At 65.8% G+C, this 16,134-nt stretch carries 11 protein-coding genes; 8 read left to right on the forward strand and 3 right to left on the reverse strand.

The genetic code is table 11. The features are described from left to right. Window positions 1–114 precede the first annotated feature (114 nt). A complete protein-coding gene (locus Q4G22_RS12085) occupies window positions 115–1,599 on the reverse strand; it encodes an AMP nucleosidase (protein ID WP_303386150.1) in 1,485 nt (494 codons plus the stop codon). Window positions 1,600–1,714: 115 nt separating this feature from the next. Here Q4G22_RS12085 and Q4G22_RS12090 point away from each other — a divergent pair, with 115 nt between their 5' ends. From Q4G22_RS12090 to Q4G22_RS12110, 5 genes are all read left to right on the forward strand, one after another. Then, a complete protein-coding gene (locus Q4G22_RS12090; protein ID WP_303386151.1) occupies window positions 1,715–2,611 on the forward strand; it encodes an SDR family oxidoreductase in 897 nt (298 codons plus the stop codon). After that, a complete protein-coding gene (locus Q4G22_RS12095) occupies window positions 2,601–3,827 on the forward strand; it encodes a UbiH/UbiF/VisC/COQ6 family ubiquinone biosynthesis hydroxylase (protein ID WP_303386152.1) in 1,227 nt (408 codons plus the stop codon). The genes Q4G22_RS12090 and Q4G22_RS12095 overlap by 11 nt, the downstream gene beginning before the upstream one ends. Window positions 3,828–4,456: 629 nt before the next feature. Continuing rightward, window positions 4,457–5,053, forward strand: a complete 597-nt coding sequence (locus Q4G22_RS12100) for an outer membrane lipoprotein carrier protein LolA (RefSeq protein WP_303386153.1) — start codon at window positions 4,457–4,459, stop codon at window positions 5,051–5,053. Between the two features lie 90 nt (window positions 5,054–5,143). Further along, complete coding sequence (locus Q4G22_RS12105) at window positions 5,144–6,385, forward strand: MFS transporter (RefSeq protein WP_303386154.1); 1,242 nt, start codon at window positions 5,144–5,146, stop codon at window positions 6,383–6,385. After that, complete coding sequence (locus Q4G22_RS12110) at window positions 6,382–7,083, forward strand: 5'-nucleotidase, lipoprotein e(P4) family (RefSeq protein ID WP_303386155.1); 702 nt, start codon at window positions 6,382–6,384, stop codon at window positions 7,081–7,083. Before Q4G22_RS12105 ends, Q4G22_RS12110 begins: the two co-directional genes overlap by 4 nt. A 51-nt stretch (window positions 7,084–7,134) precedes the next feature. On the opposite strand, the gene Q4G22_RS12115 is transcribed toward Q4G22_RS12110, so the two are convergent. Beyond that, window positions 7,135–8,052, reverse strand: coding sequence for an ornithine cyclodeaminase family protein (locus tag Q4G22_RS12115; protein ID WP_303386156.1), 918 nt, complete (start codon window positions 8,050–8,052; stop codon window positions 7,135–7,137). 70 nt (window positions 8,053–8,122) lie between these two features. Further along, complete coding sequence (locus Q4G22_RS12120) at window positions 8,123–8,548, reverse strand: hypothetical protein (RefSeq protein WP_303386157.1); 426 nt, start codon at window positions 8,546–8,548, stop codon at window positions 8,123–8,125. Window positions 8,549–8,682: 134 nt separating this feature from the next. Between Q4G22_RS12120 and Q4G22_RS12125 the strand changes: the two genes are divergently transcribed. From Q4G22_RS12125 to Q4G22_RS12135, 3 genes are all read left to right on the forward strand, one after another. Then, window positions 8,683–9,609: a glucokinase gene (locus tag Q4G22_RS12125; protein WP_303386158.1), complete on the forward strand. Its 927-nt coding sequence runs from the start codon at window positions 8,683–8,685 to the stop codon at window positions 9,607–9,609. Window positions 9,610–9,726: 117 nt separating this feature from the next. Then, complete coding sequence (locus Q4G22_RS12130) at window positions 9,727–11,583, forward strand: autotransporter assembly complex family protein (RefSeq protein WP_303386159.1); 1,857 nt, start codon at window positions 9,727–9,729, stop codon at window positions 11,581–11,583. After that, window positions 11,583–16,094, forward strand: a complete 4,512-nt coding sequence (locus Q4G22_RS12135; RefSeq protein ID WP_303386160.1) for a translocation/assembly module TamB domain-containing protein — start codon at window positions 11,583–11,585, stop codon at window positions 16,092–16,094. The genes Q4G22_RS12130 and Q4G22_RS12135 overlap by 1 nt, the downstream gene beginning before the upstream one ends. Window positions 16,095–16,134 lie beyond the last annotated feature (40 nt).

Here is a 16,134-nt window from a genome sequence, read left to right on the forward strand (position 1 = left end):
TCGTTGTGCCGGACTGACGGCATAACGCCTGCTACACACGGTTTTGACCGGCAGTTCAAGGATTTTTTGTCAACATGACGCATCGTCGGCAATGTGCTGCAAGATATTGTCACATCAAAGAAACGCTGTTTCCGTAAATGAGCGCAATTTACGCGAATGAATCCGCTCTAGTGGCATGGCGCGCAATTTCTCCATCGCGCGGATTCCGATCAGAAGATGGTTTGCGACCTGTGTGCGATAAAAGTCGGTCGCCATCCCCGGCAGCTTGAGTTCGCCGTGCAACGGCTTGTCACTGACGCATAAAAGCGTGCCATAGGGCACCCGGAACCGGAAGCCGTTGGCGGCGATGGTGGCGCTTTCCATATCCAGAGCGATGGCGCGTGACAGCGACAGGCGATGCACCGGACCAGACTGGTCACGCAATTCCCAGTTGCGGTTGTCGATGGTGGCCACGGTGCCGGTGCGCATGATGCGTTTCAGCTCGAACCCTTCCAGCCGGGTCACTTCGGCGACGGCCTCTTGCAAGGCAACCTGCACTTCGGCCAGCGCGGGGATCGGCACCCAGACGGGCAGATCGTCATCCAGCACATGGTCTTCGCGCAGGTAAGCATGGGCCAGGACGAAATCGCCCAGCGACTGCGAATTGCGCAGACCCGCGCAATGCCCCACCATCAGCCAGGCATGAGGGCGCAGCACGGCGATATGGTCGGTTGCCGTCTTGGCGTTGGATGGCCCGACGCCGATATTCACCAGCGTGATACCGTTCCCGTCGGGCCGGGTCAGGTGATAGGCGGGCATCTGCGGCATCTTGGCCAGCGGCGTGATGACACCATCAGGGCCACCGATCACCTGATTTCCCGGCGCGACGAAACTGGTATAGCCCTGCCCCGGATCGGCCAGAACCCGGCGGGCATAGGCTTCGAATTCGTCCACATAGAACTGATAGTTGGTGAACAGCACAAAGTTCTGAAAATGCTCGGGCGCGGTGGCGGTGTAATGCGCCAGCCGGGCCAGCGAATAATCCACCCGCTGCGCCGTAAAGGCCGCCAGCCACCCCGACCCGTCGGGCTGCGCCACCGCCACGCCGTTCACGATATCGTCGTTGACGGTGTTCAGGTCCGGCACGTCGAACACATCGCGCAGACTGAAACTCAGCACACCTTCCTGCGGCACATTCAGGTTCGACAGGGTGGCCACGGCGAAATGCACCGGCATCGGCGTTTCACTGAAGCCCACACTGACCGATGTGTCGTGGTTGCGGATCAGCAGCCCGATCTGTTCGCGCAGATACCGCCCGAACAGATCGGGCCGGGTGATCGTCGCGGCATAGCTGCCGGGAATGGCGACATGGCCAAAGGCAAGACGGGAATCGGTCTTGGAATGGCTGGTCGTGGTCAGCCGCACCTCGGGGTAGAAGGCGCGGAACCGGGCTTTGGGGACGGCACCTTCCAGTGCGACCGTGAATTTTTCCAGCAGAAACCCGGCGGCGGTTTCATATAGCTCGGCCAGCCGCGACACAGCGGCATCCGCATCGGTGAACTGTTCCCGCGCCACCGGCTCGGGCGTTTCGACCGGCAGAAAGCGGCTGTCCTGTTCCATCGCGTAACCTCCTGATGCCTTGTCGGGAATGTGCCAGCCGCACCATCAAAGAGCAAGCCGGGGGGCGGCAGCCTGTCGCCTTTCCCCCGCGCACGCGGCGCGATAGGCTGGGTATATGAAAGGGGGCGCAATGCGGCTGGTGATCCTTGGACATGGCTATTCGGCGGGGTTCGTGACGCGGCAGGTCACGGCGCAGGGCTGGCAGGTCAACGGCACGACGCGCGGCAATACGGCCCGCGTGGCGGCGGCCGGGGCCGAGGCGCTGATCTGGCCCGGACAGGATCAGGCGGTGCGTCAGGCGATTGCCGGGGCCGATGCGGTGCTGTCATCGGTCGCCCCCGCGCGCGATGGCCACGATCCGGTTCTGGCGGAATTCGGTGACGCGATTGCGGCGGCGCGGCCACGCTGGCTGGGCTATCTGTCCACCACCGGGCTGTATGGCGACCGGGCGGGCGATTGGGTGGATGAAACCGACACGCCCATGCCGACGACGCAGCGCGGACGGGCGCGGCTGATCGCCGAAGCCGCATGGCAGGCACTGGCCGACACGGCGGGCGTGCCGCTGCATATCTTTCGGCTGGCGGGGATCTATGGGCCGGGGCGCGGGCCGTTCGCCAAGCTGCGGGCTGGCACGGCGCGGCGGATCATCAAGGAAAATCAGGTGTTTTCCCGCATCCACGGCGAAGACATTGCCCAGGTCGTCGCCGCCACCCTGCCTGGTCCCACGGGCGCGGCGATGCCGGGGCGCATCTGGAACGTCTGCGACAACGACCCCGCCCCGCCACAGGATGTGATCGCGCATGCCGCCGACCTGCTGGGCGTGCCCGTCCCCTCTGCCGAACCGTTCGAGGGCGCGCAGCTGGACGACATGGCCCGCAGCTTTTATTCGGAATCCAAGCGGGTGCGGAACGACCGCATCACCCGCGATCTGGGCATCCGCCTGAAATACCCCGATTATCGCAGCGGTCTGGCGGCGATTCTGGAACAAGAGGACGGGCGCGATGGCCTTTGACCATGATATCATCATCGCCGGCGGCGGACTGAACGGGCCGGCACTGGCGCTGGCCCTTGCCGGGGCGGGGCTGTCGGTCGCGGTGGTGGACGCGCGCCCTGCCGATGACCGCGCCGGCGACGATTTTGACGGGCGTGCCTATGCGCTGGCGCTGGCCTCGTCGCGGCTGTTCGGGGCCTTGGGGCTGTGGCGCGATCTGGCGGCGCAGGCGCAGCCGATCCGGCAGGTCAAGGCATCGCAGGGCCATCCGGGCGAGGGCGCAGGCCCGCTGTTTCTGCACTTTGACGGTGCCGAGATCGAGGAAGGGCTGGTCGGCCACATGCTGGAGGATCGGTTCCTGTATCGCGCCCTGCTGACGGCCATGCGGGACCACGGCATCACCCATCTGCCCGGCGCCGCCGTCATTACGCAAGAGGTTGATCCGGCAGGGGTTTCCGTGGAACTGGCCGATGGCCGCCGCCTGCGCGGGCGGGTGCTGATCGGGGCGGACGGGCGTGGTTCGGGCGTCGCGCACCGGGCCGGAATCACCCGGCGCGGGCATGATTACGGCCAGACCGCGCTGGTTGCCGCGCTGGATCATGACAAGCCGCATCACGGCATCGCACATCAGTATTTCATGCCCGGCGGCCCGCTGGCGATCCTGCCGCTGCCCGGCAATCGCAGCAGCATCGTCTGGTCGGAACCCCATGCCACGGCACAGACAGTCAAGGCCCTGCCCGATGATGCCTTCATCGACGTGCTGCGCCCGCGCTTTGGCGACTTTCTGGGGAATATTTACTTGACAGGCCAACGGTTTAGCTATCCCCTGTCGCTGTCTTTGGCCGACCGTTATGCCGCGCCGCGCGTGGCGCTGGTGGGGGATGCGGCGCATGGGGTGCATCCGATTGCCGGACAGGGGCTGAATCTGGGCCTGCGCGACGTGGCGGCGCTGGCCGAGGTGCTGGCCGATACCGCCCGACGCGGCGAAGATATGGGCGCGACCGCCGTTCTGGAACGCTATGAGCAATGGCGGCGGTTTGACGCCACCGCGCTGGCACTGGGCATGGACGCCGTGAACAGGTTGTTTTCAAACGATAACCCGATCCTTGCGGTGGCGCGGGGCCTTGGCATGGGCGCGGTCAGCCGCATCCCGCCGCTGCGCCGCGCCTTTATGCGGCAGGCGGCGGGGCTGTCGCTAAAGCCGATGCCCCGACTGTTGACCGGACAGGCGCTGTAAAGCGCGCAACACCGCCGTGCGTTGCACGCGCAACAGGCAGCGATCCACGACGACAAATCGCCAGCAATTGCAGGGATTCGGCCTGCACAACCCGTGCACCACCCGTGCACAGGTTGTGCACAAGCTGTGCACAGGCAGCGCACGCCAAAAACACAGAGTCGGCAACAGCAGCGCAGCGCCGGTTACACAGCCGGAATGCGTGTTTGGGCGAACAGCAAACCCGCGCGCCCTTTCATAACCATTCACCGCCATCTCTGGCCCTACAAAACCGGATAGCGCGGCGATGTCCGTCAAACAGAAAACCGCCCCGGTTCATGCCGGAACGCGTGGGGACCAGGGCGCATTCCTGCTGCGTCTTGTTGGGATAAAAACGCAGATCGTAGTGCGGATCGCATGGGCGGTGGGGCAGAAACCGCCCCGGCTCGTGCCGCAATGGATGGGGATCGGGCGCATCCCTGCGCTTTCTGTTTGGAAAAAAACGCAATCGCGGCGCAGATTACAGGCGTGGTGGGGGCAGGTGAGGAAAACAGCGGCGTTATGGAACCATCACGTGCGCGCGACTGTTTCCATCTGTGCGCATCCTGCGAACGTGATGTGCAAGCCTTTGAATAATGGATATGATCCGGTTCATGAAACTGAAAACCCTCGCCCTTGCGCCCGCCTTCGTGCTTGCCCTTGCCTTTCCGGCTTTGGCCGAGCGGATTTCCCTTAACGAGCTGTCGAACTATCTGAACGGTCTGCGCACTGTCACATCGGCCTTTACGCAGGTCAACAATGACGGCACCATTTCGACCGGCACGGTCTATATCTCGCGCCCCGGTCAGGTGCGGTTCGAATATAACAATGACAACACGCTGGTGCTGGCCTCGGGCGGGACGGTGGCGGTGTTTGACGGCAAGACCCGCTCGGCGCCGCAGCAATATCCGCTGTCGGAAACGCCGCTGTCGATCATCCTTGACCGCAACGTCAATCTGGGCCGCGCCAATATGGTCACCGGCCATACGGAACGCAACAACGCCACCGTCGTCACCGCGCAAGACCCGGCGCATCCTGAATATGGCAATATCCAGATGGTGTTCACCGGCGGCCCGACCGAGTTGCGGCAGTGGATCATCACCGACAAGGCGGGCGAGAAAACCACCGTCATCCTGGGCGAGATGTCCAAGGGCATGAACATCCCCTCATCCCGCTTTTCGATCCAGAACGAGATCGGCCGCCGCAACTGATGCCGCGACTGATCCGGCGGTCTTACGACCCCCGTTGACAGTGTCACGGGCGCGCGCCACACCTTTCTGGTCATAGCCAGAGGGGCCATCATGTCGCAGCACAGCGCGCGCCTGTTCACGCCGATCCTGATCGGCGGCTGTATGATTTTGCTGATAAATTTCTCTCTGCGCGCCAGTTTCGGGATGTTCCAGATCCCGATCAGCGCCGAATTCGGCTGGCCGCGGGTGGAATTTTCCATGGCCATCGCGATTCAGAACCTGGCCTGGGGCATCGGTCAGCCGGTCTTTGGCGCGGTTGCGGAACGCTGGGGCGACCGGCTGGCGATCATTCTGGGCGCGTTTCTGTATTCCGCCGGGCTGATCCTGACCGCCTTTGCCACCACCCCCGCCACCATGCAACTGCTGGAAGTCATGGTTGGTTTCGGCATCGCGGGCACGGGGTTCGGCGTCATTCTGGCGGTGATCGGGTGCGCGGCGAGTGACGAGAATCGCAGCCTTGCGCTGGGGATTGCGACGGCGGCGGGTTCGGCGGGGCAGGTGTTCGGTGCGCCCTTGGCCGAAATTTTGCTGCAATTCTATCCGTGGCAAACGGTGTTCATCATCTTTGGCGTTCTGGTTCTCAGCTGCCTTTTGTTCCTGCCGATGCTGGGCAACAGCAAGCCCGCTACCCGGTCCGAACTTGAGGAAAGCATGGGCGCGGTCGTCCTGCGCGCGTTCCGCGACCCCAGCTATCTGATGATCTTTGCCGGATTCTTTTCCTGCGGCTATCAGCTGGCCTTTATCACCGCGCATTTCCCGGCGATGGTCGAGGAGATGTGCGGTCCCATCGCGCCCGGCGGGATGCTGGCCAGCATGGGGATCACCACGACGTCGCGGCTGGGGGCGGTGGCGATTTCGCTGATCGGGCTGGCCAATATCGCCGGGGCGATCTTTGCGGGCTGGCTGGGCAAGCGTTATACCAAGAAATACCTGCTGGCGGGGATCTATACGTTGCGCACCATTGCGGCGGCGGTGTTCATCATGATGCCGATCACGCCGGGGTCGGTGGTGGTGTTTTCGCTGGTGATGGGCGGGCTGTGGCTGGCGACGGTGCCGCTGACCTCGGGTCTTGTCGCCTATATCTATGGGCTGCGCTATATGGCGACGCTGTATGGGTTCGTGTTCCTGTCGCATCAGCTTGGGTCCTTTATGGGGGTCTGGCTGGGCGGCTGGCTGTATGATGTTTACGGCGATTACACGCTGGTCTGGTGGATCGGCGTGGGGGTTGGCGCGTTTTCGGCGCTGATCCATCTGCCGATCCGCGAGGCCCCGGCCCGCATGGTAACGGCATGAAGCGGCCCATCGGTGGTGGCGGCGCGGATGTGCGCGAATACGCCATGGGGCTGCGGTTTCAGCAGCAATCGGCCGAGGTGCGGGCGCTGCAATATCAGGCCTATAATCTTGCGCGGCTGCGGCTGGATCAGATGGCGGCGGCGGGGCCGGTGGACGGGCTGGCCGTGGTCACGGATCTGGATGAAACCGTGATCGACAACACCGCCCTGCTGGCGCGCGATCTGGCGGCGGGGCGGGCCTATGACGATTGGCGCACATGGCGGCACTGGGAACGAGAGGGTAATCCGCCGCTGATCCCCGGCGCGCGGGAGTTTCTGGATCATGCCGACGGCTTGGGCTTTGCGATCTATTACCTGTCGGATCGCGACGAGCGGCAGGCGGGCGCAACGTTGGCGACCCTGCGCGGGCTGGGCTTGCCGCAGGTGGCAGAGGATCGGGTGTTGTTGCTGGGTTCACCCAAGGAGGATCGCCGCGCCGTGGTGGCGGCGCGGCATCGTGTGGTGATGCTGCTGGGCGATACCTTGCCCGATTTCGATGCGGGGTTTCTGGCGGGTTTGGGCGATCAGCAGGCTTTGGTGGCGGCGAATGCGGATCGGTTCGGGGCGGAGTGGATTATTTTTCCGAATGCCGCCTATGGCAGTTGGGCCGGGGCGGCACTTGCGGGGTGGGAAGCGGCTGTTGTGGATGAGCCGTGGTAGCGCCTGAAGGCTGGGGGATTTCACATCCCCCAGACCCCCTGTGGGATATTTTCAAACGAAAGACGGGCTGGCGGCGTTCAGGATATAGCGCGCGGTCATCAGGTCCAGATGCGCGCCGCCGCCGTTTTTGGCGATGGTGATCTCGTCGTCGGATTGCCGGGTGAACCGCGGCAGGTCGTAGTAATCGGCGATGATCTGGTCTTCAGTGATCGCGCCGCTGTCCAGCGGGATCTGGATTTCGCCGATATGGCCGATGGTGGTGGCGCGGCTGTCCACGAACAGGCGGGCGCGGCGCAGGGCGGTGTCGTCCACCTCGCGCATGTCGGGGCGATAGGCACCGATCAGGTCGAGGTGGGTTCCGGGGGCGATCCAGTCGCCCTTGATGATCGGGTCTTTGGTCATGGTGGCGGTGGCGATGATCTCGGCCCGGCGGGTGGCGGATTCGAGGTCGGTGGTGGCCGTGGCGCCGGTTTGGGCGGCAAGGTCGCGGGCCGGTTCGGGGCGGCGCGACCAGATCGTAAAGCGGACGTCGGGGATCAGGGCGCGGTAAGCCGCAATCATGGAGGCCGCGACATGGCCTGCACCGACGATAAGGACCTCGCGGGCGTCCTTGCGGGCGAGGCGGCTGGCGGCCAGCAGGCTGTCCCCGGCGGTTTTCCATTTGGTGACAAGGTGGAAATCGACGATGGCCTGAAGCTGGCCGGTGGCGTCATCCAGCAGGTTCACCGCCCCGTTCACCATCGGCAGGCCCGCGCCAGGGTTGCCGGGGAAAATCGTGGCGCATTTCACCGCCAGCCCCAGCCCGTCGATCCATGCCGAACGGGTCAGCAGCGTATCTTTATCGCGGTAGAGGAAACTGTCCTTGACCTCGGCCCTTGGGCGGCTGTGGCCATCTGCCAATGCGTCGGTCAGGGCGATCCAGTCGAGGCGGCTTTCCGCCTCGGGGCCGATCATCAGGGGGGTGGTCATGGGTGCCTCGCTGCTTTTGCAGCAAGGCTAAGGCCGGGCGGGGCGGGCGGCAAGCCGGATCAGGGCCGGATCAGATCAGCCCGGCGGTGCGGTAAAAGGCGGCGCTGTCGGTATCGGCGTCAAAGCCGATGCCGGATGCGATGATGCAGCTGGTGTCATCGGCGCGGGCCGCAACCAGCGTCCAGGTGCCCATCAGGTCGGAACCCCACAGCTCGGTCCGGTGACCGTCAACCCCGGTGGTATCCACGCGCTGTTCGGCGAAATCATGGCGCAGGGTCGTGGCGATTTCGGCATCCGGGGCGCAATAGGGCTGATCGTCCACGGCGACGGCGGACAGCGGTAGTTCCTGCGCGGTGTGCAGCAGCACGGCGGGTTCGACGCCGGACATGGCCGACCATGCCTTGATCGGCGCGGCGGCGGCGGGGGATGCCAGCGTCAGCGCCGTGGTCAGCACGGCGGCGGTCGCGGCAATGCGGGCGGTGAACGGGGCAGTCATGGTTTTCACTCGTTTGCGGTTTATCATTACCTGCACTCAACGTGCGCAGGCCGCAAAGGTTCCCGCAGGCCCCTTGGCGGGGCGGGACGGCTGGCTTAGACAGGTGGTCATACGGTGCGAAAAAGGGGCGGATCATGGCGATGTTGCTGGCGGATGTAGGCGGCACGAATGCGCGGCTGGCGCTGGCGCAGGATGGCCGGATCATTCAGGCCAGCCTGAGCCGTTACCGGGGCGATGACCATGCCAGCTTTGACGAGGTGGTGCAGGATTTTCTGGCGCAGCAGGGCCAGCCCCGCATCACCGCCCTTTGCGTGGCGGTGGCCGGGCCGGTCGGCGGTGGGCGGGCCGCGCTGACCAATCGCGACTGGTCCTTTTCCGAAACCGGGCTGGCGCGGTTGACCGGGGCGGATCAGGCACGGCTGATAAACGATCTGACCGCGCTTGGCTATGCCACGGCGCGGCTGGCGGGGGACGGCGTGCAGGTGCTGCGCCCCGCGCCAGATGCGCGGGCGCGCAACGGGCAGGCGCTGGTTGTGGGGGCGGGCACCGGGGTCAATGTCTGCGCCGTCTACAGCCTGCCCCGCGGCGGCGTCATCTGCCTGGAGGCCGAGGAAGGCCACACCCGCCTGCCCGCCCATATCATGGCCCGACTGGAGACCGAGATCGGCCCACAGGCGCGCAAGGTGTTTTTTTCGACCGAGGAAGCCTTTGCCGGGCGCGGGCTGTCGCAACTGCACGCCCTGCGCACCGGCACACCCGTGCTGCGCGCCGAACAGATCGTCGCCGCAGCCGAGGGCGGCGACGAGGCCGCGACGGCGACCTGCGATCTGTTCGCCGAACTGCTGGGACTGTTGTGCCGCGAACTGGTGCTGCGCTTTATGCCGCAAGAGGGGCTGTATCTGGCCGGCAGCGTCGCGCGCAGCATGGCCGGGCGGATGGCGCAATTCGAGGCAGGGTTTCTGGCCGAACCGCTGATGCGCCACATCCCGCAAGCCACCCCCGTTCTGCTGATCCGCGACGATATGGCGGCGCTGCACGGCTGTCTGGCCGCATTGGCGTGATAGGCGGGCGGTTTTGCAATTTATGGGGTCAATTACGGCTTACCCCATCAAAGGTTCACTGGATTTGGCGGCCATATCCTGTCAAAATCCGCTCAAGTAAAAAAACCGGGGTGGGCAATGCAGGTTTTTCGGGCAGGCGTGTTACTGGCCGCCATGGCGATGGTGCCGGATACGGCATTGGCGCAATCCTCGAACCCGTTTTCGGGGCTGTTCGGCGGGCGGTCGGAACCGGAAGGCGCGGTCAGCCTGAACTGGCAGATCGCGGGCAGAGATGACGCGCTGGACCGCAGCCTGCGCAATACCTCGCTGATCGCAGGTGCCTTGCGGGAAGACCGGGCCACCGGGCAGGATATTCTGGCCGCTGCACGGGCCGATTACGCGCGCCTGCTGGGGGCGCTGTATGATCTGGGCTATTACGATTCCGTGGTGAACATCACCCTGGACGGCACCGAGGCGGCGGCCATCGCCCCGCTGGATGCCCCGGCCGAGGTGCGGCAGGTGGTGATCGCGGTCGAGCCGGGCCGTCAGTTCACCTTTTCCCGCGCGGCCATTGCCCCTCTTGCCCCCGGAACACGGGCGGATGACGATTATGCGCCGGGGCGGATGGCAGGCACCGGCATCATTCGCGGCGCGGCGACGCAGGCGGTGCGCGACTGGCGCGATCACGGCCATGCCAAGGCCGATGTGGCCGGACAACAGATCATCGCCGACCATCCCAGCCACGGCGTGGACAGCCAGATCGCGCTGGACCCCGGCCCGGTCGTGACCTTTGGTCCGCTGCATGTCAGCGGCAATGAACGACTGATCGAACGGCGGCTGCGCAAGATCGCCGGCTATCCCGAAGGCGCGCGCTTTGACCCCGAGGATCTGGACACGGTGCGCAAGCGCCTGCGCCGCACCGGCATCTTTTCCGCCATCACCCTGACCGAAGCCGAGGTGCTGAACCCCGACAACTCGATGAACATGGATCTGACGGTGATCGAGCAAAAGCCCCGCCGCATCGGCGCGGGGTTCGAGATTTCCAACACCGAAGGGATCATGCTGTCGGCCTATTGGCTGCATCGCAACCTGCGCGGCGGCGGCGAGCGGTTGCGCATCGACGGCGCGGTATCCGACATCGGAGCGCGCACCAGTGACGCCGATTACAACCTTGGCCTGCGGCTGGAACGGCCCGCCACCTTTCACCCCGACGTGACCGCCTATCTGGCCACCAACTTGTCGCGGATGCGCGAGGTGGATTACGATTCCGATGCCGTCAGCCTGTCGTTCGGGGCCAATTACATCCACAGCGACCGGCTGACCGGGGATATGGCGCTGCAATATATCGCTGCGCGCGTGACGGATGACACCGGGCAGAACGATTTCCGCGCGCTGGCCCTGCCCAGCCGGTTGACATTCGACGCCCGCGACGAACCGACCGACGCGAAAAAGGGCTATTGGCTGGAAGGGCAGATCACGCCGTTTTATGGCTTTGGCGAAACCGGCAGCGGCGGGCAGGTCATCGGCGAGGGTCGGGTCTATCGCAGTTTCGGCACGGATGACCGGATCACGCTGGCGGGTCGGCTGCGCGCGGGCACGGTGCTGGGGTCGGATATTCAGGACACGCCGCGCGATTACCTGTTCTATTCCGGCGGCGGGGGCACCGTGCGCGGTCAGCCCTATCAATCGCTGGGGGTCGAGGTCATTCAGGGGCCGGACGGCCCGGTCAAGACCGGCGGCATGTCCATCACCACCCTGTCCGCCGAAATCCGCTGGCAGGTGCGCGAACGCATCGGCGTGGTGGCCTTTGCCGATGCCGGGCAGGTCTGGCCCGACAGTTCCTTTGGCGGCGACGGTGGCTGGCAATCGGGCGCGGGGCTGGGGGTGCGCTATGCCACGCCCATCGGGCCGCTGCGGTTCGACGTGGCCGCGCCGGTGGGCGGCGATACCGGCGACGGCGTGCAGCTTTATCTGGGTTTGGGGCAGGCATTCTGATGCGGAAAATCCTTGCGGCACTGGCGTTTCTGTGGATCGCCGCCCCCGTTCCCGCCCCGGCGCAATCCCCGGCAGATGCGCAGGGTCTGGTCGAACTGTCACAACAGGTCAGCGACGATCGCGGCTTTATCACCCGCCTGCTGGAAGAAAACCTGTCCGGCGCGGGCCGGGTGGTGCAGATCCATGATTTTCGCGGCGCGCTGTCGTCACGGGCGACCTTTTCCGAACTGACTATCGCCGATGACGAAGGCGTCTGGCTGACCCTGCGCGACGGCGCGATCCAATGGAACCGATCCGCTCTGCTGCGCCGCCGGATCGAGATTGCCGAACTGTCCGCCGCCGAAATCCTGCTGCCGCGCCTGCCCGCGGGCGAGGAAAGCAGCGCAATCAGCCCCGAGGTGCCGGAATTCCGCCTGCCCGAACTGCCGGTGGGCATCGCCATCGACCAGATTCAGGCCGGGCGCGTCACCATCGGCGAACCCGTCATCGGCCTTGACGCCGTGGTGTCGGTCAGCGGCCAGATGAACCTGTCAGGGGGCGAGGGCACCGCCGTTCTGACCATCGACCGGCAGGATGGCCCGCGCGGGCAATTCGCGCTGGACGCGGGCTATTCCAACAGCACACAGGTGCTGAAGATGGACCTGACGCTGGACGAGGCCGCCGATGGTCTGCTGGCGAATCTGATTGATTTGCATGGCAAACCCGCCGTTCACGCCGACATCACCGGCGAAGGCCCGATCAGCGATTTCACCGCCAGCATCGCGCTGGCGACCGATGGCCAGCCCCGCGTCACCGGCCGCGCCAGCGTGACCGAACGCGCGGGCGATGATGGCAGCCCCGGCACCGGATTCCGGCTGGAACTGGGCGGCGATGTGGCCAGCCTGCTGGCCCCGGAAAACCGCGCCTTCTTTGGCACCAGCACGCAACTGCTGGCCGAGGGCTGGCAGGGTGACGACGGGCGGCTGGATGTGCCGGTGCTGATGATCGACACCGAGGCGATGAACCTGTCGGGCGCGCTGAGCTTGACCGATCAGGGCGCCCCGCAAACCGCCGTGCTGCTGATGACCCTGGGCGCCGATGCGGGCGCGACCGAACTGCCGGTCAGAATGCCCTTTACCGAGGGCACGCTGGTCGATAACGGGCGGCTGTCGCTGGAATATGACGCCGCGCGCGGGCAAGGCTGGTCGCTGACCGGCCGCATCGGCCAGTTCCAGCGCCCCGATCTGACCGTGGGCGCGCTGGAACTGGACGGCTCCGGTGAGGTGGTGCTGAACGGCAGCGACCTGTCGGAAATCACCGGCCAGATCAGCTTTGGCACCCGCGAGATGGTCTTTGCCGATCCGGCGATGGCGCAGGCGGTGGGCGATGCGATCACCGGGCGGACCAATTTCGACTATGCCCCGATGAACGCCGCCGAATTTTCCGGCCTGACCATCACCGGCGCCGATTACGGGCTGGATGGCTATGTTCTGGTGTCGGGCCTGTCGGGCGGGATCACCGTATCAGGCGATGTGGTGGCGCGTTATGATGCGCTGGACCGGCTGTCGGGGCTGGCGGGCCGCCCGCTGACCGGACAGGCCGAGGCGCAGATTTCCGGGCTGTATCAGCTGTTGACCCGCGCATTCGACGTGAATGCCGAAATCACCGGCACCGACATCACCGCCGGTCAGGATCAGCTGGACCGGATGCTGCGCGGGCAGTCGAATATTCTGGCATCCGTCCGTCGCGATGAAAACGGCATCGAGATCAATGATTTCTTCATCAACGCGCAGCAATTGACCGCCACGGCGCAGGGGCTGATTTCCAGCCTGTCATCGGATGTGACGGCCCGGATCGAACTGGCCGATCTGTCGGCGGCCGATCCGGGCTTTGGCGGCTCGCTGCTGGCCGAGGCGTTTTTGAACGGGCCTGCCGGGCAACGCCGCCTGACACTGAGCGGCGAGGCACAGGATCTGGAACTGGGCATCAACGAACTGGACGGGCTGCTGGCCGGGCGCAGCAATCTGACCGTGATCGCGGGCGAGGGCGGCGACGGGGCCTATAAGCTGGAACAGTTGCGGCTGGCGAACCCGCAGATCACGCTGGACGGCAGCGGCGATTTCGCCCCCGGCGAACTGGATGCGACGCTGAATCTGGACCTGCCCGATCTGGCGGCCCTTGGCGGCGGCATGTCGGGTGCGCTGACCGCGCAGGCGACGGCGCGCGAAACCGACGGCATCCGCCGCTTTGACCTGACCGGCACCGGCCAGAACCTGCGGCTGGGGCAGCAGAATGTCGATGGCGCGCTGACCGGCACGACGCAGATCACCCTGCGCGGCACCGAACAGAACGGCCAGATCAGCATCGAGCAGGCCCGGCTGACCAATGACCAAAGTCTGATCGAGGCCACCGGCCAGATCGGCCCGCAAGGCACCGATCTGACCGCGCAGGCCGAAATCCGGCGGCTGGAATCGCTGGGTCTGGGCTGGCACGGCAGTTTCAGCGCCGATGCCAGCTTTGCCGATGACGGCGATGGCGCGCGGCGGCTGGTGCTGGATGGCACGGCCAATGATCTGGCGCTTGGTCAGTCGCAGGTCGATGCGGCGCTGACCGGTCCGACGCAGGTGCAGATCCGCGCCATCGAACGCAGCGGCGTATTCACCATCGAGGATGCGCAAATCCGCAACGCACGGCTGGATGCGACCGCGACCGGACAGGTCGGGCAGGCGGCCACCGATCTGACGGCGCAGATCAATGCCCGCGACCTGCGCTTTCTGGGCAACGGCATCGCCGGATCGCTGAGCGCGGACGGGCGGATCACCGATGACGGCACCACCCGGCGGATCACGGCGCAAGGCTCGGGCCAGGGGCTGCGGGCGGGGCAGGAACAGGCCGACCGGCTGCTGGCCGGAACCACCACATTTGACCTGGCCGCCAGCCAGCAGGTGGTCAGCGGCGCCTTTTCGGTGCAGCGGCTGAACCTGCGCAACCCGCAACTGACCGTGACCGGCGACGGCAGCCCCACGGCGGGGCTGAATCTGGATGCGCGGCTGGCCGATCTGGGCCTGTTGGTGCAGGGCTTTCCCGGCCCGGCGCAGGTCACGGGCACGGTGCGGCAGACCGGCACGAATTATGCCGTGAACCTGACCGCCACCGGGCCGGGCGGCACGCGGGCGCAGGTCAGCGGCACCGCCGCGCAGGACTTTGCCACCACCGATCTGCGTATCTCGGGCATCTCGGATGCGGCGGTCGCCAACCCGTTCCTGCGCACCCGCAGTATCGAGGGGCCGGTCAGTTTTGATCTGGCGATGCGCGGTCAGCCGGGGCTGGACGGGCTGTCGGGCACGGTGCAGCTGATGAACGGCCGCCTGGCCGAACCGCGCCTTGGCATCCGGCTGGAGGCGCTGAACCTGATCGCCAATCTGAACGGGCGCCGCATCGCCGTCGAGGGCGATGGCAATGTGGCGGCGGGCGGGCGCGTAACCCTCAGCGGGCCGGTTGATCTGGACGCGGGCAGCATGGATGTGCTGCTGACACTGGATCACGTCACCATCCGCGACCCCAATCTGTATGAGGCGCTGCTGAACGGATCGGTCCGCGCCTCGGGGGTGATGGCGCAGGGGCTGCTGATCTCGGGCCGGGTGGCGGTGCCACATGCAGAGATCCGCATTCCCTCGACCGGCCTGGGCGGTTCGACCCCGATCCCCGACATCACCCATGTGGGCGATACCCGCCCGGTGCGCGCCACCCGCGCCAAGGCCGGGCTGGAGCCGTTCCCCGGTCAGGCCGCAACCGATGCCGGCATGGTCGCCCCGCCCGCCACGCCGCCCGTTAACCCGCCACGGCTGGATCTGACCATCGACGCCCCGAACCAGATCTTTATCCGCGGGCGCGGCGTCGATGCGGAAATGGGCGGGCAGATGCGGATCACCGGCACATCGCGAAACGTGGTGCCGGTCGGGACACTGGAACTGATCCGGGGCCGCGTCGATCTGCTGGGCAAACGCTTTGACCTGACCGAAGGCCGGATCGAGTTGCAGGGCAGCATGACCCCGGTCATCCGGCTGGTGGCGGAAACGCAGCAGGATGACGTGCTCACCCGCATCATCATCGACGGCGACGCCAGCGACCCCGACATCACCTTCGAGGCATCGCCCGACATGCCCGAAGAAGAAGTGCTGTCACAACTGCTGTTCGGGCGCGGGCTGGACAACATCACCCCTTTGCAGGCGGCGCAGCTTGCCAATGCGGTGGCGGTGCTGGCCGGGCGCGGCGGTGATGGCATCGTGGGGCGATTGCGGCAGGGCATCGGACTGGACGATCTGGATCTGGCCACCGACGACGAAGGCAATGTGCAGGTGCGGGCCGGGAAATATCTGGCCGATAACGTTTATACCGATGTCGCGGTCGGCGATGACGGCAAAACACAACTGAACCTGAATCTGGACATCAACCAATCGCTGCGCGCGCGCGGCACCGTGTCCAGCGACGGGCAAAGCAGCATCGGCCTGTTCTTTGAGCGGGATTACTGACTGACGCCGGGGCTGCGGCCTTGGTGGGAACAGGGGCCGG

This window comes from Paracoccus sp. (in: a-proteobacteria), assembly GCF_030538655.1.
GTDB lineage: Bacteria > Pseudomonadota > Alphaproteobacteria > Rhodobacterales > Rhodobacteraceae > Paracoccus.

Bases quoted from the DNA above. Each gene is read 5' to 3' on its own strand.
- Q4G22_RS12085 (WP_303386150.1), bottom strand. From the start codon at position 1,599: ATGGAACAGGACAGCCGCTTTCTGCCGGTCGAAACGCCCGAGCCGGTG.
- Q4G22_RS12090 (WP_303386151.1), top strand. From the start codon at position 1,715: ATGAAAGGGGGCGCAATGCGGCTGGTGATCCTTGGACATGGCTATTCG.
- Q4G22_RS12095 (WP_303386152.1), top strand. From the start codon at position 2,601: ATGGCCTTTGACCATGATATCATCATCGCCGGCGGCGGACTGAACGGG.
- Q4G22_RS12100 (WP_303386153.1), top strand. From the start codon at position 4,457: ATGAAACTGAAAACCCTCGCCCTTGCGCCCGCCTTCGTGCTTGCCCTT.
- Q4G22_RS12105 (WP_303386154.1), top strand. From the start codon at position 5,144: ATGTCGCAGCACAGCGCGCGCCTGTTCACGCCGATCCTGATCGGCGGC.
- Q4G22_RS12110 (WP_303386155.1), top strand. From the start codon at position 6,382: ATGAAGCGGCCCATCGGTGGTGGCGGCGCGGATGTGCGCGAATACGCC.
- Q4G22_RS12115 (WP_303386156.1), bottom strand. From the start codon at position 8,052: ATGACCACCCCCCTGATGATCGGCCCCGAGGCGGAAAGCCGCCTCGAC.
- Q4G22_RS12120 (WP_303386157.1), bottom strand. From the start codon at position 8,548: ATGACTGCCCCGTTCACCGCCCGCATTGCCGCGACCGCCGCCGTGCTG.
- Q4G22_RS12125 (WP_303386158.1), top strand. From the start codon at position 8,683: ATGGCGATGTTGCTGGCGGATGTAGGCGGCACGAATGCGCGGCTGGCG.
- Q4G22_RS12130 (WP_303386159.1), top strand. From the start codon at position 9,727: ATGCAGGTTTTTCGGGCAGGCGTGTTACTGGCCGCCATGGCGATGGTG.
- Q4G22_RS12135 (WP_303386160.1), top strand. From the start codon at position 11,583: ATGCGGAAAATCCTTGCGGCACTGGCGTTTCTGTGGATCGCCGCCCCC.